The organism is Shigella dysenteriae (genome assembly GCF_022354085.1).
GTDB lineage: Bacteria > Pseudomonadota > Gammaproteobacteria > Enterobacterales > Enterobacteriaceae > Escherichia > Escherichia coli.
In genome coordinates, this window is the sequence record NZ_CP055055.1 from 4,005,126 (window position 1) to 4,025,476 (window position 20,351).

Annotated in this window: 18 protein-coding genes; 9 read left to right on the forward strand and 9 right to left on the reverse strand. The window is 52.1% G+C overall.

Features of this window, described 5'->3' with window-relative positions; genetic code table 11:
* Nucleotides 1-8: 8 nt before the first annotated feature.
* Entirely contained in the window at nt 9-668 is a 660-nt protein-coding gene (gene yghB / locus HUZ68_RS19095; RefSeq protein ID WP_000268419.1) for a DedA family general envelope maintenance protein YghB, read from the forward strand.
* A 39-nt stretch (nt 669-707) separates the two neighbouring features.
* Here yghB and yqhC read toward each other — a convergent pair whose 3' ends face one another.
* Nucleotides 708-1,607 (reverse strand): DNA-binding transcriptional regulator YqhC, encoded by a 900-nt coding sequence (gene yqhC, locus HUZ68_RS19100; protein WP_032300684.1) that lies wholly within the window; start codon nt 1,605-1,607, stop codon nt 708-710.
* Nucleotides 1,608-1,800: 193 nt separating this feature from the next.
* Between yqhC and yqhD the strand changes: the two genes are divergently transcribed.
* From yqhD to yqhH, 4 genes are all read left to right on the forward strand, one after another.
* Complete coding sequence (gene yqhD / locus HUZ68_RS19105) at nt 1,801-2,964, forward strand: alcohol dehydrogenase (protein ID WP_001058802.1); 1,164 nt, start codon at nt 1,801-1,803, stop codon at nt 2,962-2,964.
* Nucleotides 2,965-3,068: 104 nt separating this feature from the next.
* Complete coding sequence (gene dkgA, locus HUZ68_RS19110; RefSeq protein ID WP_000013149.1) at nt 3,069-3,896, forward strand: 2,5-didehydrogluconate reductase DkgA; 828 nt, start codon at nt 3,069-3,071, stop codon at nt 3,894-3,896.
* Between the two features lie 199 nt (nt 3,897-4,095).
* Nucleotides 4,096-5,022: a YqhG/Tai3 family protein gene (locus tag HUZ68_RS19115; RefSeq protein WP_000691607.1), complete on the forward strand. Its 927-nt coding sequence runs from the start codon at nt 4,096-4,098 to the stop codon at nt 5,020-5,022.
* Between the two features lie 50 nt (nt 5,023-5,072).
* Nucleotides 5,073-5,330, forward strand: coding sequence for a lipoprotein YqhH (gene yqhH, locus HUZ68_RS19120; RefSeq protein ID WP_000848528.1), 258 nt, complete (start codon nt 5,073-5,075; stop codon nt 5,328-5,330).
* Between the two features lie 42 nt (nt 5,331-5,372).
* Here the strand turns inward: yqhH and HUZ68_RS19125 are convergent, their stop codons facing one another.
* The 7 genes from HUZ68_RS19125 to ygiW form a co-directional block, all read right to left on the reverse strand.
* Nucleotides 5,373-7,592, reverse strand: coding sequence for a YgiQ family radical SAM protein (locus HUZ68_RS19125; protein WP_028131937.1), 2,220 nt, complete (start codon nt 7,590-7,592; stop codon nt 5,373-5,375).
* A gap of 110 nt (nt 7,593-7,702) precedes the next feature.
* A complete protein-coding gene (ftsP, locus tag HUZ68_RS19130) occupies nt 7,703-9,115 on the reverse strand; it encodes a cell division protein FtsP (RefSeq protein WP_239593962.1) in 1,413 nt (470 codons plus the stop codon).
* Between the two features lie 74 nt (nt 9,116-9,189).
* On the reverse strand, nt 9,190-9,927 hold the full coding sequence (plsC, locus tag HUZ68_RS19135) for a 1-acylglycerol-3-phosphate O-acyltransferase (protein WP_000965712.1): 738 nt from the start codon (nt 9,925-9,927) through the stop codon (nt 9,190-9,192).
* Nucleotides 9,928-10,160: 233 nt separating this feature from the next.
* Nucleotides 10,161-12,419, reverse strand: coding sequence for a DNA topoisomerase IV subunit A (gene parC / locus HUZ68_RS19140; RefSeq protein ID WP_001281881.1), 2,259 nt, complete (start codon nt 12,417-12,419; stop codon nt 10,161-10,163).
* 137 nt (nt 12,420-12,556) lie between these two features.
* Nucleotides 12,557-14,164: an ABC transporter substrate-binding protein gene (locus HUZ68_RS19145; RefSeq protein WP_033815013.1), complete on the reverse strand. Its 1,608-nt coding sequence runs from the start codon at nt 14,162-14,164 to the stop codon at nt 12,557-12,559.
* Nucleotides 14,165-14,272: 108 nt separating this feature from the next.
* Entirely contained in the window at nt 14,273-14,755 is a 483-nt protein-coding gene (locus HUZ68_RS19150) for an AraC family transcriptional regulator (RefSeq protein ID WP_000183494.1), read from the reverse strand.
* Nucleotides 14,756-14,807: 52 nt separating this feature from the next.
* The gene (gene ygiW, locus HUZ68_RS19155) at nt 14,808-15,200 is read right to left on the reverse strand and encodes an OB fold stress tolerance protein YgiW (RefSeq protein WP_000712658.1); all 393 of its coding nucleotides are present in this window, start codon (nt 15,198-15,200) and stop codon (nt 14,808-14,810) included.
* A 151-nt stretch (nt 15,201-15,351) separates the two neighbouring features.
* Here ygiW and qseB point away from each other — a divergent pair, with 151 nt between their 5' ends.
* The 4 genes from qseB (at nt 15,352) to HUZ68_RS19175 (ending at nt 18,393) form a co-directional block, all read left to right on the forward strand.
* The gene (qseB, locus tag HUZ68_RS19160) at nt 15,352-16,011 is read left to right on the forward strand and encodes a quorum sensing response regulator transcription factor QseB (protein ID WP_001221486.1); all 660 of its coding nucleotides are present in this window, start codon (nt 15,352-15,354) and stop codon (nt 16,009-16,011) included.
* Nucleotides 16,008-17,357 carry a quorum sensing histidine kinase QseC gene (qseC, locus tag HUZ68_RS19165; RefSeq protein ID WP_000673348.1) on the forward strand — a complete coding sequence of 450 codons (1,350 nt, stop codon included), beginning with the start codon at nt 16,008-16,010 and terminating at the stop codon, nt 17,355-17,357. The genes qseB and qseC overlap by 4 nt, the downstream gene beginning before the upstream one ends.
* A 109-nt stretch (nt 17,358-17,466) precedes the next feature.
* The gene (gene mdaB / locus HUZ68_RS19170) at nt 17,467-18,048 is read left to right on the forward strand and encodes an NADPH:quinone oxidoreductase MdaB (protein WP_167776453.1); all 582 of its coding nucleotides are present in this window, start codon (nt 17,467-17,469) and stop codon (nt 18,046-18,048) included.
* A 30-nt stretch (nt 18,049-18,078) separates the two neighbouring features.
* Nucleotides 18,079-18,393, forward strand: coding sequence for a putative quinol monooxygenase (locus HUZ68_RS19175; RefSeq protein WP_000958598.1), 315 nt, complete (start codon nt 18,079-18,081; stop codon nt 18,391-18,393).
* A 58-nt stretch (nt 18,394-18,451) separates the two neighbouring features.
* On the opposite strand, the gene parE is transcribed toward HUZ68_RS19175, so the two are convergent.
* Nucleotides 18,452-20,344: a DNA topoisomerase IV subunit B gene (parE, locus tag HUZ68_RS19180; RefSeq protein ID WP_000195296.1), complete on the reverse strand. Its 1,893-nt coding sequence runs from the start codon at nt 20,342-20,344 to the stop codon at nt 18,452-18,454.
* Between the last annotated feature and the right edge of the window lie 7 nt (nt 20,345-20,351).

The following is a 20,351-nucleotide window of genomic DNA, read 5'->3' on the forward strand; positions in this document are numbered from 1 at the left end:
GAAAGTCCATGGCTGTTATTCAAGATATCATCGCTGCGCTCTGGCAACACGACTTTGCCGCGCTGGCGGATCCTCATATTGTTAGCGTTGTTTACTTTGTCATGTTTGCCACGCTGTTTTTAGAAAACGGCCTGCTGCCCGCCTCATTTTTGCCAGGCGACAGCTTGTTGATATTGGCTGGCGCATTGATTGCCCAGGGGGTTATGGATTTTCTGCCTACGATTGCGATTCTGACCGCCGCAGCAAGTCTGGGCTGCTGGCTAAGTTATATTCAGGGGCGCTGGTTAGGGAATACCAAAACGGTGAAAGGCTGGCTGGCACAGCTTCCTGCTAAATATCATCAGCGCGCCACCTGCATGTTTGACCGCCACGGTCTGCTGGCGCTGCTGGCTGGACGTTTTCTTGCATTTGTCCGTACGCTGCTGCCAACCATGGCGGGAATTTCCGGTCTGCCAAACCGCCGTTTCCAGTTTTTCAACTGGTTAAGCGGATTGCTGTGGGTCAGCGTGGTAACCAGTTTCGGCTATGCCTTAAGTATGATTCCGTTCGTTAAACGCCATGAAGATCAGGTAATGACGTTCCTGATGATCCTGCCAATTGCCTTGTTAACCGCTGGCTTGTTAGGCACGCTGTTTGTGGTGATTAAAAAAAAATACTGTAACGCCTGACGATTTTCCCTGTTCCCGGTTGCTGTACCGGGAACGTATTTAATTCCCCTGCATCGCCCGCATTCTTGCCGCATCTTCCCCCGGCGTCACACCGAAGTAACGTTTAAACTCACGGCTAAATTGCGATGCGCTTTCATAGCCGACGCGCATCGCTGCTGCGCTGGCCTTCATGCCGTCATGGATGATCATCATCCGCGCCTTATGCAGACGGTAATTCTTCAAATACTGCAACGGCGAGGTGCTGGTGACAGACTTAAAATTATGGTGGAACGCCGATACGCTCATATTGGCTTCTGCCGCCAGTTGCTCGACGCTCAGGTTTTCGGTGTATTTATTCTCAATCCGTTTCAGCACGCGGCTAATCAGACTGAAGTGAGTCTGGCGACTGACCAGCGCCAGTAACGCGCCGCCGCAAGGTCCGGTTAGCACGTAGTACAGAATTTCGCGGATGATCTGTTTGCCGAGAATACGCGCATCCAGTGGTCGCTCCATCACGTCGAGTAACCGCTCCGCCGCGCATAAAATCTCTTCTGATAACGTGGCGGAGTTAATCCCGCTGGCTGCCATCGACGGCTGGAAATGCTCATCTTCGCCAATGTCCATCAACAGTTCCTGTAACTGCAAAATATCGACATTGAGACGCAACCCTGCCAGCGGCACCTCTGACGTAGCATAGGTTTCGCACTCAAACGGCAACGGCACCGTCAGCAGCAGGTATTCATTGGCATCATAACGAAACACGCGTTCATTGATATAACCGATTTTATGTCCGGAAAAGAGAATTATGATGCCAGGCTCGTACATCACCGGTGTACGTGCGAAAGGCGTCTCGCCATACAACAAACGCACATCGGGCAACAGTTCTGACAAACTATTTTCTTTATTTTTCAGGTTATTAACTTTATTCGCCAGCAAGCGGCAAATCTCTTCACGTTTCATATCGCGTAATTTCTTAGGAATAATGCGGCAATTTGATTGTGCGCAATTTTGTAGCATTTCTCCAGCACTCTGGAGAAATAGGCAAGACATTGGCAGAAATGAGCATTGAGAGCCAGGGCGCTGGCGATCACAATGAAAAACATCAGGCAGATCGTTCTCTGCCCTCATATTGGCCCAGCAAAGGGAGCAAGTAATGAACAACTTTAATCTGCACACCCCAACCCGCATTCTGTTTGGTAAAGGCGCAATCGCTGGTTTACGCGAACAAATTCCTCACGATGCTCGCGTATTGATTACCTACGGTGGCGGCAGCGTGAAAAAAACCGGCGTTCTCGATCAAGTTCTGGATGCCCTGAAAGGCATGGACGTGCTGGAATTTGGCGGTATTGAGCCAAACCCGGCTTATGAAACGCTGATGAACGCCGTGAAACTGGTTCGCGAACAGAAAGTGACTTTCCTGCTGGCGGTTGGCGGCGGTTCTGTACTGGACGGCACCAAATTTATCGCCGCAGCGGCTAACTATCCGGAAAATATCGATCCGTGGCACATTCTGCAAACGGGCGGTAAAGAGATTAAAAGCGCCATCCCGATGGGCTGTGTGCTGACGCTGCCAGCAACCGGTTCAGAATCCAACGCCGGTGCGGTGATCTCCCGTAAAACCACAGGCGATAAGCAGGCGTTCCATTCAGCCCATGTTCAGCCGGTATTTGCCGTGCTCGATCCGGTTTATACCTACACCCTGCCGCCGCGTCAGGTGGCTAACGGCGTAGTGGACGCCTTTGTACACACCGTGGAACAGTATGTTACCAAACCGGTTGATGCCAAAATTCAGGACCGTTTCGCAGAAGGCATTTTGCTGACGCTGATCGAAGATGGTCCGAAAGCCCTGAAAGAGCCAGAAAACTACGATGTGCGCGCCAACGTCATGTGGGCGGCGACTCAGGCGCTGAACGGTTTGATTGGCGCTGGCGTACCGCAGGACTGGGCAACGCATATGCTGGGCCACGAACTGACTGCGATGCACGGTCTGGATCACGCGCAAACACTGGCTATCGTCCTGCCTGCACTGTGGAATGAAAAACGCGATACCAAGCGCGCTAAGCTGCTGCAATATGCTGAACGCGTCTGGAACATCACTGAAGGTTCCGACGATGAGCGTATTGACGCCGCGATTGCCGCAACCCGCAATTTCTTTGAGCAATTAGGCGTGCCGACCCACCTCTCCGACTACGGTCTGGACGGCAGCTCCATCCCGGCTTTGCTGAAAAAACTGGAAGAGCACGGCATGACCCAACTGGGCGAAAATCATGACATTACGCTGGATGTCAGCCGCCGTATATACGAAGCCGCCCGCTAAGCTTTTTACGCCTCAAACTTTCGTTTTCGGGCATTTCGTCCAGACTTAAGTTCACAACACCTCACCGGAGCCTGCTCCGGTGAGTTCATATAAAGGAGGAACGTATGGCTAATCCAACCGTTATTAAGCTACAGGATGGCAATGTCATGCCCCAGTTGGGACTGGGCGTCTGGCAAGCAAGTAATGAGGAAGTAATCACCGCCATTCAAAAAGCGTTAGAAGTGGGTTATCGCTCGATTGATACCGCCGCGGCCTATAAGAACGAAGAAGGTGTCGGCAAAGCCCTGAAAAATGCCTCAGTCAACAGAGAAGAACTGTTCATCACCACTAAGCTGTGGAACGACGACCACAAGCGCCCCCGCGAAGCCCTGCTCGACAGCCTGAAAAAACTACAGCTTGATTATATCGACCTCTACTTAATGCACTGGCCCGTTCCCGCTATCGACCATTATGTCGAAGCATGGAAAGGCATGATCGAATTGCAAAAAGAGGGATTAATCAAAAGCATCGGCGTGTGCAACTTCCAGATCCATCACCTGCAACGCCTGATTGATGAAACTGGCGTGACGCCTGTTATTAATCAGATCGAACTTCACCCGCTGATGCAACAACGCCAGCTACACGCCTGGAACGCGACACACAAAATCCAGACCGAATCCTGGAGCCCATTAGCGCAAGGAGGGAAAGGCGTTTTCGATCAGAAAGTCATTCGCGATCTGGCAGATAAATACGGCAAAACCCCGGCGCAGATTGTTATCCGCTGGCATCTGGATAGCGGCCTGGTGGTGATCCCGAAATCGGTCACACCTTCACGCATTGCCGAAAACTTTGATGTCTGGGATTTCCGTCTCGACAAAGACGAACTCGGCGAAATTGCAAAACTCGATCAGGGCAAGCGTCTCGGTCCCGATCCTGACCAGTTCGGCGGCTAACGTGCAAATTCTCCCGGTGGCGGTAATGTTCCGCTACCGGACTTTTCAGAAATCATTTATTCCCCTCGCGTCCCGCCCGTTGTTACTCTTCCTTGTTCAGGAATGCCAAATATAAGGACATCATCATGCAGAGCCGGAAGCTCTTAAAAGAACAACTCATCTATATCCGGGATAAACGCAACGGAGAGGTGAAAAACAGATGAAAATAATACTTCTGTTTTTAGCAGCCCTGGCAAGTTTTACCGTGCACGCACAGCCCCCCTCACAGACCGTAGAACAAACAGTCCGGCATATTTATCAGAACTATAAATCAGATGCCACTGCCCCTTATTTTGGTGAAACCGGAGAGCGGGCGATAACTTCTGCGCGTATTCAACAGGCGCTTACCCTGAACGACAATCTTACGCTGCCGGGCAATATTGGCTGGCTGGATTATGATCCGGTTTGTGATTGTCAGGATTTTGGCGATCTGGTGCTAGAAAGCGTAGCGATAACCGAAACTGACGCCGATCATGCCGATGCCGTTGTGCGCTTTCGTATCTTTAAAGATGATAAAGAAAAGACCACGCAGACACTGAAAATGGTGGCGGAAAATGGTCGTTGGGTCATTGACGATATTGTCAGCAATCATGGCAGCGTCTTACAAGCAGTTAATAGCGAGAATGAAAAAACGCTGGCCGCTTTAGCTTCGTTGCAAAAAGAACAGCCGGAAGCCTTTGTTGCCGAACTCTTTGAACATATTGCCGATTATAGCTGGCCGTGGACGTGGGTGGTTTCCGACTCTTACCGCCAGGCGGTCAATGCCTTCTATAAAACCACCTTCAAGACGGCCAACAATCCCGATGAAGATATGCAAATAGAACGGCAATTTATTTACGACAATCCGATCTGTTTTGGCGAAGAGTCGCTATTTTCACGCATTGATGAAATTCGAGTCCTGGAGAAAACCGCCGATTCCGCCCGCATTCATATTCGTTTTACGCTGACCAATGGCAACAACGAAGAGCAAGAACTGGTTTTACAACGGCGCGAAGGTAAGTGGGAAATCGCTGATTTTATCCGCCCGAACAGCGGCAGCCTACTTAAGCAGATTGAGGCAAAAACCGCCGCCAGATTAAAGCAATGAGCTGAATTAAATAACAATTAGCCGGAACAATAAATAAAAGGGAACACTATATGAAAACGATTTTCACCGTGGGAGCTGTTGTTCTGGCAACCTGCTTGCTCAGTGGCTGCGTCAATGAGCAAAAGGTCAATCAACTGGCGAGCAATGTACAAACATTAAATGCCAAAATCGCCCGGCTTGAGCAGGATATGAAAGCACTACGCCCACAAATCTATGCTGCCAAATCCGAAGCTAACAGAGCCAATACGCGTCTTGATGCACAGGACTATTTTGATTGCCTGCGCTGCTTGCGTATGTACGCAGAATGATAAAAAAATCCCCGGCAGCATGTCAGTTGCCGGGGATTTTTTTTAACGTCCAACCGCCGCTTTAGGGCGTTTCTTCGCACCAGTATTCACCGGACGAGATTGCATAGACGGCGCTTTTTTTGCCGTAGCAGGAGTCTGACGCTGGGTCGCCATCGGCGTATGTTTCGTCAACGCTGGACGAGTATTGCGGTTCTGACGACGAGCCTCACGCATCTCTTCAATGGTTGGCGCAGGCACTAAGCAATCGCGACGGCTACCAATCAGATGCTTTTTACCCATTGCTTCCAGCGCCTGACGGATTAACGGCCAGTTTGCCGGATCGTGGTAACGCAACAACGCTTTATGCAAACGACGCTGTTTGTCGCCCTTCGGTACGAAGACGTCTTCACTCTTATAACCAATCTTCGCCAGCGGGTTTTTCCCGGTGTAATACATGGTGGTCGAGTTAGCCAGTGGCGATGGGTAGAAGTTCTGTACCTGGTCGAGACGGAAACGATGCTTTTTCAGCCACAGCGCCAGATTCACCATATCTTCATCACGCGTACCCGGGTGCGCGGAGATGAAATAGGGGATCAGATACTGCTCTTTACCTGCCTGTTTCGAGTAGGTATCGAACAGCTCTTTAAAGCGGTCATAACTGCCCATGCCCGGCTTCATCATCTTCGACAACGGCCCTTCTTCGGTATGTTCCGGAGCAATCTTCAGATAACCGCCGACGTGATGGGTCGCCAGTTCTTTGATATAGCGCGGATCTTCTACGGCGATGTCATAACGTACGCCTGAGGCAATCAGGATCTTTTTAATGCCTTTCAGATCGCGAGCGCGGCGATAGAGGTTGATCGTCGGTTCGTGGTTAGTGTCCATATGCGGACAAATATCCGGGTAAACGCAGGACAAACGACGGCAGGTTTGTTCAGCGCGTGGCGATTTGCAGCGCAACATATACATGTTGGCAGTTGGCCCACCGAGATCGGAAATTACGCCCGTAAAACCTGGAACGGTGTCGCGGATCGCTTCGATCTCATTAATGATCGAATCTTCGGAACGGCTCTGAATAATGCGCCCTTCGTGCTCGGTGATAGAACAGAAAGAGCAGCCGCCAAAGCAGCCGCGCATAATGTTGACCGAAAAACGGATCATTTCGTAAGCCGGAATACGGGCATTGCCATAGGCCGGATGTGGCACGCGCTTGTATGGCAGCGCAAAAACGCTGTCCATCTCTTCGGTAGAAAGCGGAATAGCAGGCGGGTTGATCCACACATAGCGGTCGCCGTGTTTTTGCATCAATGCGCGGGCGCAACCTGGGTTAGTTTCGTGGTGCAGAATGCGCGAAGCATGAGCGTACAGGACTTTATCGCCCTTCACTTTCTCGAAAGAAGGCAGCAATACGTAGGTTTTTTCCCACGGTTTCGGGCGCGGCGGCTGCACAGTTACAGCTTTCGCTTCCTGCTTTTTCGGCGCAACAGGTTTGTTATCCGCACACGGCAAATCTTCGCCATACGGATGCGGGATCGGGTCGATTTTCCCAGGGGTATCAAGACGAGTAGAATCCACACCGCTCCAGCCTGGCAACGCCTCTTTTACGATAATCGCGGTATTACGCACATCGCGGATTTCACTAATCGGCTCGCCCATCGCCAGACGGTGCGCCACCTCCACCAGCGGACGCTCACCGTTACCAAACATCAGCATGTCGGCTTTCGAATCCACCAGCACGGAACGGCGCACGGTATCGGACCAGTAATCATAATGCGCGGTACGGCGCAGACTAGCCTCAATACCACCGAGGATCACCGGTACATCTTTCCACGCCTCTTTACAACGCTGGGTATAAACCAGTGTGGCGCGATCCGGGCGCTTACCCGCGACGTTATCCGGCGTGTAGGCATCGTCATGACGTAAACGGCGATCGGCGGTATAACGGTTGATCATCGAATCCATGTTGCCAGCAGTAACACCGAAAAACAGATTCGGTTTACCCAGACGCATAAAGTCGTCTTTGCTGCTCCAGTCTGGCTGGGCGATGATCCCGACGCGAAAGCCCTGTGCTTCCAGCATACGACCGCAAATCGCCATCCCGAAGCTTGGATGATCGACATACGCGTCGCCAGTAACCAAAATGATGTCGCAGCTATCCCAGCCAAGTTGATCCATCTCTTCACGAGACATCGGCAAAAACGGTGCCGGTCCAAAACAGGCGGCCCAGTACTGCGGCCAGGAGAACAGGTCGCGATCCGGTTGGATCAGGGAGATAGAGCTCATTTTGCTTCCAGAAATGATAAAAAAATAATCAAAGGCCGGGGATTATAAGCCGGAACGAAAGAGAAATCGAAAAGTATTCCATACTCGCCCTCCTCGGGCGAGTATGAAGATTACGGTACCGGATTGACTAACAGTTGCCCAATCGAGCCACGGTCCGCCATTTCCAGCGTCTGACTGTTGAAGTAGAACGGGAAGTGCGCCCAGGAAGGCTGACCGAAATAAACAAGCAGCTCCACTTGTCCGTCAACCCAAACGGTATCTTTCCAGCCTCTGTCTTCCGGGAACGGCATCGCACCATTCACGTTACGGATCTGGAACATCACGCCTTCAATATGGAACGCTTGCGGCTCGTCCGCGCGTACCGTCCAGCGTTCCCACGTTCCTTGCTGCGCGGTGACATCAATACGGTTGACGTCCCACAGTTGTCCATTAATACCCGGGTCATCACCCAGACTGATATCGCGACTGCGAATCGGCGAACCGGCCATGATTTCAGTTGGCAGCAAGCGCATCGGAAGACTGTCTGTGACCAGCGGCAGAAGGCCGGTTGGGCGCAGCGTTAGCACCAGGGTAGAAACCAGAATGCTGGATGGCTCAAAGAAGCCACGAATACGATCAACAATGCTCGCCGCTTCGCCACAGGTGATCGACACTTCATCACCGTTGCTCATATCCACCAGAATCTCGCGGCGCTCGCCCGGTGCCAACGAAAGTTGCTTCACCGATACAGGAGCAGGCAGGAATCCCTGATCGCCAGAAATCACATGTAACGGGCGACCATCGCTCATCTGTAGTTGATAGCGACGAGAGTTCGACGCGTTCAGCAGTCGCAAGCGCACCCAGCCACGCGAGACTTCAACGTACGGGCTTTGTACACCGTTAACCAGCAGCGTATCACCAACAAAGCCGCCGCTTCCCGGTTCGTTGTATTCTGGCGTACCAAAGTTATCCAGCCGTTTATCCTGGATAATGACCGGAAAATCATCCACACCATAATGGTTGGGGATAGGCAGCGACTTGCTGACTTCATCTTCCACCAGCCACATTCCGGCAAGGCCGTTATAGACCTGCTGAGCCGTGCGGTTGGGAGTATTGGCGTGATACCACAGAGTAGCTGCGTTCTGGCGAATAGGCAGTACGGGTGCCCAGTCAGCGTTTGGCGACATCATCCGTGCCGGACCGCCCATCAGCGGGCCTGGTACCTGTAGCCCGGCCACCGTCATTGAGACATTTTCTGTCAGGCGGTTGCTGTAAATAAGCTTAACATCGTCGCCCTTCCAGACGCGGATAGTCGGCCCCAGGTAACGACCATTGATTCCCCAGACCGACGCGCGTATCCCTGGCGTAAATGACCAGTGCGCACGTTGTACAGTCATAAACAGCGGTTGCCCACGGCGAGATTCAAGCAGCGGCGGAACGGGTAGCGGTTGCTGTTGCCCGGCTGCGCTGGCCTTCAGGGGAACAGCGCCTGCACAAAGTGCAATCCCCGATGCCTGAATGAACTGACGCCGACTGAGTGACATATTTGCTCCATGTAAAACTGGCTAAAGTAATACCGTGCAGGAAAGTGTTCCCCGCAAAAATACAGATTGCCGACTTAAACTTTTCCGGCGGCTTCGCGTTCTGCGACTTCTTTATCGAGCTCGGCGATTTTTTGTTCCATTATCGAACGACAATGGGCAGCCAGCTCACGAACCTGATCTTTGCCATACTGACTGACGTCAATTGGCGGCAGCATTTCGACAATCACCAGACCGTTGTGCAGTCGATTAAGATTAATCTTATTCGAAGTTGTAGAGACGCACACGGGAATAATCGGGACGCCTGCTGCAATTGCCGCGTGAAATGCCCCGGTCTTGAACGGTAGCAGGCCGCGACCACGGCTGCGGGTTCCTTCCGGGAACATCCAAATGGAAATACGGCGTTTTTTGAAATGATTCACTACTTCTGCAATAGTGCCGTGAGCTTTAGTGCGATTGTTTCTGTCGATCAATAAGTTGCCGGTTAACCAGTACAACTGCCCGAAGAAGGGGATCCACAGCAAGCTCTTTTTACCTACCGTCACCGTCGGCGGTTGCACAATGTTCGATGCTGTCACCATGTCATAGTTGTTCTGGTGGTTAGCGATATAGATAGCATTGCCGTAGCTTTCAGCATCTGCAGGTTTGCGGCACTCAACTTTCAGGCCGAACAGCGGCGCAAGACGACCAAACATATGCCCAAAGGTGGCCACATGTTTCGGGTTACGCGGGCTGAAAAGGCAGTAAATGGAGCCGAATACACAGACTAAGATGCTGTAAATCACGGTAATAATAAGACGAAAGATATATAGCATAACACCCTCTGAAGGTCTGAGAGACTGGCATTGTACGTCACCTGAAATCAGGTTAGGGCATTGTTAAAAGCCGCTCTCTGGAAAAGCGTATTGTTAATCGCAACGCATGAATAAACAACGGTTTCAAGGGAATTTTTATCGTTTCCGGGGGTTGAATACGCTGCCGGATGACGACTTAACGTTTCATCCGGCGTTCCTTGCAAGCGGGAGGAAACAGCGCCCTCCCCGGCATATTACTCTTCGCTATCACCGCTGCTGGCACGGCGAGGAGAGTCGATCTCAACACGATCGATACGCTGCAAACCGCGCATCAACGTACCGCGGCGTCCACGTTCGCCAGTGACTTTCTGTAGCTCTTCCGGACGCAGTTTAATTTTGCGTTTCCCAACATGAATGGTCAGCGTGCTTTGCGGCGGCAGAACGTACAGTTGCGCCAGACCATCCTCGCCACGCGCGGCTTCTGCCGATGGAATGTTGATAATCTTGTTGCCTTTGCCCTTCGACAGCTGCGGCAGATCACTTACCGGGAACATCAACATACGGCCTGCCTGAGTGATTGCCAGCAGCATGTCGGAAGCATCTTCAATCACCACCGGCGGCATAACATGGGCATTTTCCGGTAAGGTTATCAAAGCCTTACCTGCACGGTTACGCGCCACCAGATCGTTAAAGGTGCAGACGAAACCGTAACCCGCATCGGAAGCCATCAGCAGTTTCTGATCGTCGCTTTCCATCAGCATATGGTCAACGGTCGCCCCAGGCGGCAACGTTAATTTGCCGGTGAGCGGTTCGCCCTGACCACGCGCCGACGGCAGCGTAATCGGGTCAATGGCATAGCTACGACCGGTGGAATCAACAAACACTACCGGTTGGTTGCTCTTACCTTTCACCGCCGCTTTGAAGCTATCACCCGCTTTATAATTCAGGCCCGGCGCGTCGATATCATGGCCTTTAGCGCTGCGTACCCAGCCCATCTGCGACAGCACAATGGTGACAGGTTCAGACGGCAGCATGTCGTGCTCGCTCATCGCTTTCGCTTCTTCGCGTTCCTGCAACGGCGAACGACGATCGTCACCGTAGGCTTGCGCGTCTGCCTGCAGTTCTTTCTTCAGCAGGTTATTCATTTTACGCTCGGAAGCCAAAATGCCCTGCAACTGGTCGCGCTCTTTTTCCAGCTCACTCTGCTCACCGCGAATCTTCATCTCTTCCAGTTTGGCAAGATGACGCAGTTTCAGTTCGAGGATCGCTTCCGCCTGGGTTTCCGTAAGGCCAAACCGCGACATCAGCGCCGGTTTCGGTTCATCTTCATTACGAATGATCTCAATCACTTCGTCGATATTGAGAAACGCCACCAGCAAACCTTCGAGGATATGCAGGCGCTTGAGGACTTTCTCCAGACGATAGTTCAGTCGGCGGCGCACGGTATCGCGGCGGAACACCAGCCATTCGGAGAGGATTTCCAGCAGGTTTTTCACCGCCGGACGACCATCCAGACCGATCATATTGAGGTTAATGCGATAGCTCTTTTCCAGATCGGTGGTAGCGAAGAGGTGGTTCATCACCTGATCCATATCCACGCGGTTGGAACGCGGCACAATCACCAGACGGGTCGGGTTCTCGTGGTCAGATTCATCGCGCAGATCGTCAACCATCGGCAGCTTTTTGTTGCGCATTTGCGCAGCAATTTGCTCCAGTACGCGCGCACCTGAAACCTGATGCGGCAATGCGCTGATAACCACCGCGCCATCTTCTTTCTTCCACACCGCGCGCATACGCACTGAACCACGTCCGTTCTCGTAGATTTTACGGATCTCGGCGCGCGAAGTGATAATTTCCGCTTCAGTCGGATAATCCGGCCCCTGCACGATATCCAGCAGCTGATCGAGCGTGGTTTTCGGCTGGTCGATTAATGCGATTGCCGCCTGAGCCACTTCACGCAGGTTATGCGGTGGAATATCGGTCGCCATGCCGACGGCAATTCCGGTGGTGCCGTTAAGCAAAATGTTTGGCAGACGGGCAGGTAGCATTTTCGGCTCCTGCAAAGTGCCGTCGAAGTTTGGCACCCAGTCAGCCGTCCCCTGCCCCAACTCGCTCAATAGCAGCTCGGAATATTTCGACAACCGGGATTCGGTGTAACGCATTGCCGCGAACGATTTCGGATCGTCCGGCGCGCCCCAGTTCCCCTGACCATCAACCAGCGGATAACGGTAAGAGAACGGCTGCGCCATCAGGACCATCGCTTCATAACAGGCGCTATCGCCGTGCGGATGGTATTTACCCAGTACGTCACCGACGGTACGGGCCGATTTTTTAAATTTGGCGCTGGCATTCAGGCCCAGTTCAGACATCGCATACACAATGCGGCGCTGAACAGGTTTCAGACCATCACCAATAAACGGCAACGCACGGTCCATGATCACGTACATGGAGTAGTTTAAGTAGGCGTTTTCCGTAAATTCATGTAGCGCAAGGCGCTCTGCCATATCGCTCATTAATTCTGATTCCTCAACTTATTCGCCAGCCTTCAAAGGGGCAATATTGCCGGAGATACTACATTATCTGCCGCGTCGAGTCACAGGAGATCAGCGTGAATAGCGCCGCCGGACGTGCTCCGACGGCGATAAAGGCATCAATGTGCCTTGATATACAACTCTTTGCTGTAGACATAATCCTGGGGATTATGTAGCGGAAAACCGCCAACGTAGGGTTTAAGCAGTTTGATTAACGGCTGATAGTAGATAGGAATCAGCGGTGCCTGTTGGTTGATGATCACTTCTGCCTGCTGATACAACGCATTACGCTTTGTCGCATCAGTGATCTGCGTGGCCTGGTTTAGTAAGGCGTCATACTGCGCATTTTTCCAGTGACCGACGTTTTCTTCACTATCGCTTTTGAGCGTGTTCAGGAAGCTGGAAGCATTATTGTACGTCGCATCCCACGACTGCCGAGACAGCATGAAATCACCGGCTCGTCGGGCATCAAGATAGGTTTTCCACTCCATTGTGCGCAGCGTCACCTGTGCACCCAGCCATTTTTTCCATTCGGAAGACAACGCTATCGCGGTCTTTTCATGCAGATCGTACTTGTTGTAGAACAGCTCAAAGCGTAGCGGATGAGAGGCGTCGTATCCCGCCTGCTTCAGCAAGGCTTTTGCCATCGCGACGCGCTCACTCATTGGCTTTTGCAGTTCATCGAACGTCGTCACGCTAAAGCCTTTTACCTCTGGCGGCGTCAGCGTGGTTGCGGGCGTCCTCAACCCCAGTACCTTTTGCGCAATAAGCTGTCGATCAACCGTAAGATATAGCGCCCGACGCACTCGCACATCGTTAAATGGCGGTTTCTCAAGGTTGAAGTTGTAATATTCGCTGTTCAGACGCGGAATAATTCGTAGCTCGCCAGGCAGTGATTTTTCAATGGCGGGAATTTGCTGCGCCGGAACCCAGGTGAGATCGACCTCTCCCGCGCGATAGCGGTTATAGCCGGTGACCGAATTATCCAGCGCCAGATACTCAACCTGTTGCAATACTGTATGTTGCGCATCGCGGTACTTTGGATTTTTGCGTGCAGTAATCTTTTCGTTAACTACCCACTGATCAAGCACAAAGGCACCGTTGTAAACCATGTTCTCTGGCTTACTCCAGCTATCGCCATGTTTAGCGATGACATGATGAGGAACCGGGAACAGCGTCGGCCAGGCGAGCATCGTCGTGAACCAAGGAACCGGCTGCTCAAGCGTAACTTCAAGAGTACGATCATCCGTCGCTTTGACACCCAGCGATGTAACATCTGCTTTACCCGCAACAATAGCCGCGGCATTGTTAATGTGCGCCTGTGCCAGATAGCCAGCAAAAGGGCTTGCCGTTTTCGGGTCAACCGCGCGCTGCCAGCCGAGGACAAAATCCTCTGCCGTCAGAGGCTGACCGTCGGACCACTGCAAACCGCTACGCAGATGGAAAATATAGCGCCTGCCGCCGTCCATTATCTCCCAGCGTTCAGCCTGAGCGGGCTGCACCTGGCCTTCACCGTCCATCCATACCAGACCTTCAAACAGATCCAGCACAATCTGCGCAGCAGTATTCTCCTCCACCTTTTGCGGGTCGAGCGTACCTGGGTCGCTATGATTGTTGTAACGAAAGACTTGTTGCGGGGCGAGCTGTGTGTTGGCGGGAACGTCAGCAGCGTAGAGAGGAGCCGCACTTACCAGGCTGACCAGCCATAATAAATTTCGCGTATACATGGTATTCCTTACCGGAGAAATTATAAGCCCAACAACAATACGCCTGTGGCATTGTTCGCTCAAACTTATCGCGAGTGATTTGGCTCACACTCCGGTAAAGATTCCCCATCACGCTAACGGCACATAAACATCCGTTTCCAGTCGCTGCTCTGTCACCCCTTCGGCAAGATTGGTGTAGTGAAACAGAATCGGTGCTTTACGCATTTTCTCGCCGCTTGCAGGCAGCCAGTGGCGAATAATGCCCCATATCGTGTGTGAAATATCGTCCAGCTCGCCAACGTGGCGGGCCACGGCATAACGTCCACCGGTAAGTTCACCATTGCTCACACCATAACGATTATCGGGAATCGGTTCGCTAACGCTGCCGCAGATATCAAAGCGAAACGCTTCCGGTGCGGTGGTGGCAGGGTCGTCCCAGGCGACGCCAAAAGTCTGGCTTTGGTTAACAGGAGAAAGCCCCGTCTCTTTACGCCACATGATAAATTTCGCCACACTGTAGTTGAGCAACTCAGGGCTACAGCGGTGCGGCAACATCGCCACAGGGATTGATGGGAAATCGATAATGTTTACATCCAGTGTCAGGTTTGTCATTTTGCCTCCCTGCGAAATTATTCCCGGGAACGCGTCCCGGGAGCGGTAACAATTACGGATTTACTTTGCGGATCTGTTTGACGTCAATTTCAACAGAATTCCAGTCTTTATCGACTTCACCCTGAATCTCAACCGTATCTTTCGGCGTCACCGTCACGCCGTTCCAGCGTTTGTGATCGATATCAACATTGATAGTACCGCTGGCATCTTTGAACACGTAGAGATCGTCAGAGATGCGTTCAACGATATTGCCGCGCAGGGTTACCCAGGTGTCGTCACGCAGGGATTTTGCGCTTTCTACAGTCGTTACGCTGCCGTTCGGCCCCTGGAATCCTCCGGCCTGACTTTGCGTTGCCGATGGGCCAGAAAAACCGCCCTGCTCTGCTGCCATCACCGGTGCGCTGCACAGGGCCATTACTGCGATTACTGCTGCGAATTTTTTCATGTTTATTACTCCCTTTAATGTCTGTTTCCGAGCATTTAACAAGATAGTCCTTAACAACTTCTTAAGGGAAAAAAATAAAATTTAGTGCTGTACAGAGCGCGTTACAACACGGTTTACTGGCAGCAAATACGGTTATCGCAGGGATGAAAAAATGCGAATTTTACTGATAGAAGATGACATGCTGATTGGCGACGGCATCAAAACGGGCCTTAGTAAAATGGGTTTTAGCGTCGACTGGTTTACACAAGGTTGTCAGGGAAAAGAGGCGCTTTATAGCGCACCTTATGATGCGGTGATCCTGGATTTAACCTTACCAGGCATGGATGGTCGCGATATTTTGCGCGAATGGCGAGAAAAAGGTCAGCGTGAGCCGGTACTGATCCTGACCGCGCGCGATGCGCTGGAGGAACGTGTAGAAGGGCTGCGTCTGGGAGCTGACGATTATCTGTGTAAACCTTTTGCGTTGATAGAAGTCGCCGCCAGGCTGGAAGCTCTGATGCGCCGAACCAACGGCCAGGCCAGCAACGAGCTGCGCCACGGTAACGTCATGCTCGACCCCGGCAAACGTATCGCCACGCTGGCTGGCGAACCCTTAACACTGAAACCAAAAGAATTTGCCCTGCTGGAATTACTGATGCGTAACGCTGGTCGGGTACTGCCGCGCAAACTGATTGAAGAGAAACTGTATACCTGGGACGAAGAGGTCACCAGTAATGCCGTTGAAGTGCATGTGCATCATCTGCGACGCAAACTCGGTAGTGATTTTATTCGTACCGTGCATGGTATTGGCTACACATTAGGTGAGAAATGAAATTTACCCAACGTCTTAGTCTGCGTGTCAGGCTGACGCTAATCTTTTTAATTCTGGCCTCGGTGACCTGGCTGCTTTCCAGCTTTGTCGCCTGGAAACAAACAACGGATAACGTCGATGAATTGTTCGACACCCAACTGATGCTGTTTGCCAAGCGGTTAAGTACGCTCGATCTCAACGAAATCAACGCGGCGGATCGCATGGCACAGACGCCAAATAAATTAAAACACGGTCATGTTGATGACGATGCGCTGACCTTTGCCATCTTTACCCACGACGGCAGAATGGTCCTTAACGATGGCGATAACGGAGAAGATATTCCCTATAGCTATCAACGGGAAGGTTTTGCTGACGGGCAACTGGTGGGCGATAAAGATCAATGGCGTTTTGTCTGGATGACCTCACCTGATGGCAAATATCGCATTGTTGTTGGTCAGGAATGGGAATACCGTGAAGACATGGCGCTGGCGATTGTTGCCGGGCAATTGATCCCGTGGTTGGTCGCACTGCCGATTATGTTAATCATCATGATGGTACTACTGGGTCGTGAACTCGCGCCGCTGAACAAACTGGCGCTGGCACTACGTATGCGTGACCCTGACTCGGAAAAACCACTAAACGCGACTGGCGTACCCAGCGAAGTGCGTCCACTGGTTGAGTCGTTGAATCAACTGTTCGCCCGCACACATGCGATGATGGTTCGTGAACGACGCTTTACCTCTGACGCAGCTCACGAACTTCGTAGCCCGTTAACGGCGCTGAAAGTGCAAACCGAAGTTGCGCAGCTCTCTGACGATGATCCGCAGGCGCGGAAAAAAGCACTGCTCCAATTACATTCCGGGATCGATCGCGCTACTCGTCTGGTTGATCAACTGCTCACGCTATCGCGGCTGGACTCACTGGATAACCTTCAGGACGTCGCGGAGATCCCGCTTGAAGATCTCCTGCAATCGTCGGTGATGGATATTTACCACACGGCGCAGCAGGCGAAAATTGACGTGCGACTGACACTCAATGTCCAGGGCATCAAACGCACCGGACAACCGCTATTGCTAAGTTTGTTGGTGCGAAATTTGCTGGATAACGCCGTGCGTTACAGTCCACAGGGCAGCGTGGTGGACGTCACGCTGAATGCCGATAATTTCATCGTGAGGGATAACGGCCCCGGTGTGACACCAGAGGCACTGGCGCGAATTGGCGAACGCTTCTATCGCCCACCCGGACAAACCGCTACCGGCAGTGGACTTGGGCTATCGATTGTCCAGCGAATCGCCAAGCTGCATGGCATGAATGTTGAGTTTGGGAATGCGGAACAAGGTGGATTTGAGGCGAAAGTAAGCTGGTAAGGGTAAGACTTTTGCTAAATTCGCAAAAGACTTTGCACATTTTGCTAATTTCACCGTACCGCTCTGTGACGTACTATAGTCGGCAAACGTCTCACCTTGAGGTTAAAAAATGAGCAACATCCTGATTATCAACGGCGCGAAAAAATTCGCCCACTCCAATGGTCAACTGAACGACACCCTGACCGAAGTCGCGGATGGCACACTGCGCGACCTCGGGCATGATGTTCGCATCGTTCGCGCCGACAGCGACTACGATGTCAAAGCGGAAGTACAAAACTTTCTCTGGGCTGATGTGGTGATCTGGCAGATGCCAGGCTGGTGGATGGGCGCACCGTGGACAGTGAAAAAATACATTGATGATGTATTCACCGAAGGTCACGGGACTCTGTATGCCAGCGATGGTCGTACCCGCAAAGATCCGTCGAAAAAATACGGTTCCGGCGGCCTGGTACAGGGCAAAAAATATATGCTTTCTCTGACCTGGAACGCGCCAATGGAAGCCTTCACCGAAAAAGATCAGTTCTTCCACGGCGTTGGCGTTGACGGTGTGTATCTGCCGTTCCATAAAGCAAACCAATTCCTCGGTATGGAACCGCTGCCGACATTTATCGCTAATGACGTGATAAAAATGCCTAATGTTCCCCGCTATACTGAAGAATATCGCAAGCATCTTGTGGAAATTTTTGGTTAACTAGAGCTCAGGCTTTAGAAGGAGTTAACCATGCTTACCGTAATCGCAGAAATCCGTACTCGTCCTGGTCAACATCACCGTCAGGCGGTATTGGATCAGTTTGCTAAAATCGTTCCAACCGTACTGAAAGAAGAAGGTTGCCACGGCTATGCGCCAATGGTGGATTGCGCTGCTGGCGTGAGTTTCCAGTCTATGGCACCGGATTCTATCGTGATGATTGAGCAGTGGGAAAGCATCGCGCATCTTGAAGCGCATCTGCAAACCCCGCACATGAAGGCGTATAGCGAAGCCGTAAAAGGTGACGTGCTGGAGATGAATATTCGTATTCTGCAGCCAGGGATTTAAACCTGCCTTGTTTGCCCGGCCATCCTGACCGGGCAATGTTCTTTCCTTTAAACCTCAATTAAACCTCAATCTCCGCCATGTCGCCTTTCTCTTGCAACCAGTTGCGGCGATCTTCCGAGCGTTTCTTCGCCAGCAGCATATCCATCATCGCGTCAGTACGCTGATCGTCTTCATCATCGATAGTCAACTGCACCAGACGGCGAGTGTTCGGATCAAGCGTGGTTTCACGCAATTGCATCGGGTTCATTTCCCCCAGACCTTTAAAACGCTGGACGTTCGGCTTGCCTTTCTTGCGTTTTAATTGCTCAAGTACGCCCTCTTTCTCTTCTTCCGTCAGCGCGTAATAAACCTCTTTCCCGAGATCAATACGGTAGAGCGGTGGCAGTGCGACGTAAACGTGACCGTGTTTCACCAACGCGCGGAAGTGTTTTACAAACAAAGCGCAGAGCAGCGTGGCAATGTGCAGACCATCGGAGTCAGCATCCGCCAGGATACAGATCTTGCCGTAACGAAGCTGGCTCAAATCGTCGCTGTCAGGATCGATACCGATCGCTACCGAAATATCGTGCACTTCCTGCGAAGCCAGCACTTCGTCGGAAGAGACTTCCCAGGTGTTAAGGATCTTACCTTTCAGTGGCATGATCGCCTGATATTCGCGATCGCGCGCCTGCTTGGCAGATCCGCCTGCGGAGTCACCTTCCACGAGGAACAGTTCGGTACGGTTAAGGTCCTGCGCGGTACAATCAGCCAGTTTGCCAGGCAGCGCCGGGCCGCTGGTCAGCTTTTTACGCACCACTTTTTTAGCCGCACGCATACGACGCTGAGCGCTGGAAATCGCCATCTCTGCCAGCAACTCCGCCGCCTGAACGTTCTGGTTCAGCCACAGGATAAAGGCATCTTTCACCACGCCAGAAACGAATGCCGCGCACTGACGCGAAGAGAGACGCTCTTTGGTCTGCCCGGCAAACTGCGGATCCTGCATTTTCACCGACAGCACATAGGCGCAGCGATCCCAGATATCTTCCGCCGACAACTTTACACCGCGCGGCAGAATGTTGCGGTATTCACAGAACTCACGCATCGCGTCCAACAGGCCCTGACGCAGACCGTTAACATGGGTACCGCCCTGCATCGTTGGGATAAGGTTGACGTAGCTTTCGGTCAGCAGTTCACCGCCTTCCGGCAGCCACAGTAGCGCCCAGTCCACAGCTTCAGTATCACCAGCGAAATTACCGATAAACGGTTTTTCTGGCAGCGTCGGTAAACCGTTTACCGCTTCCGCCAGGTAATCATTCAGACCGTCCTGATAGCACCAGCGCTGTTCGGTGTTGTTGATCTCATCTTTAAAGGTAATCTCAACGCCAGGGCACAGTACTGCTTTGGCCTTCAGCACATGCGTCAGGCGTGAAACGGAAAAACGCGGGCTGTCAAAGAAGGTTTCATCCGGCCAGAAGTGCACGCTGGTACCAGTATTGCGTTTACCGCAAGTGCCGACAACCTGTAAATCCTGCACCTTTTCGCCATTTTCAAAGGCGATGTTATAAACCTGACCATCGCGGCGCACGTTAACTTCTACGCGCTTCGACAGGGCGTTAACCACCGAAATCCCCACGCCATGCAGGCCGCCAGAGAACTGGTAATTTTTGTTAGAGAATTTACCGCCTGCATGCAGACGGCAAAGAATCAGTTCAACCGCCGGTACACCCTCTTCCGGGTGAATATCCACCGGCATCCCGCGCCCATCGTCAATAACTTCTAACGACTGGTCAGCATGTAAAATAACGTCCACGCGTTTTGCGTGACCCGCCAGTGCTTCATCCACACTGTTATCAATGACTTCTTGCCCCAAATGGTTAGGGCGAGTGGTATCGGTATACATCCCCGGACGGCGGCGAACCGGCTCAAGCCCGGTGAGTACCTCAATGGCATCAGCGTTATAAGTTTGCGTCATGGTTTAA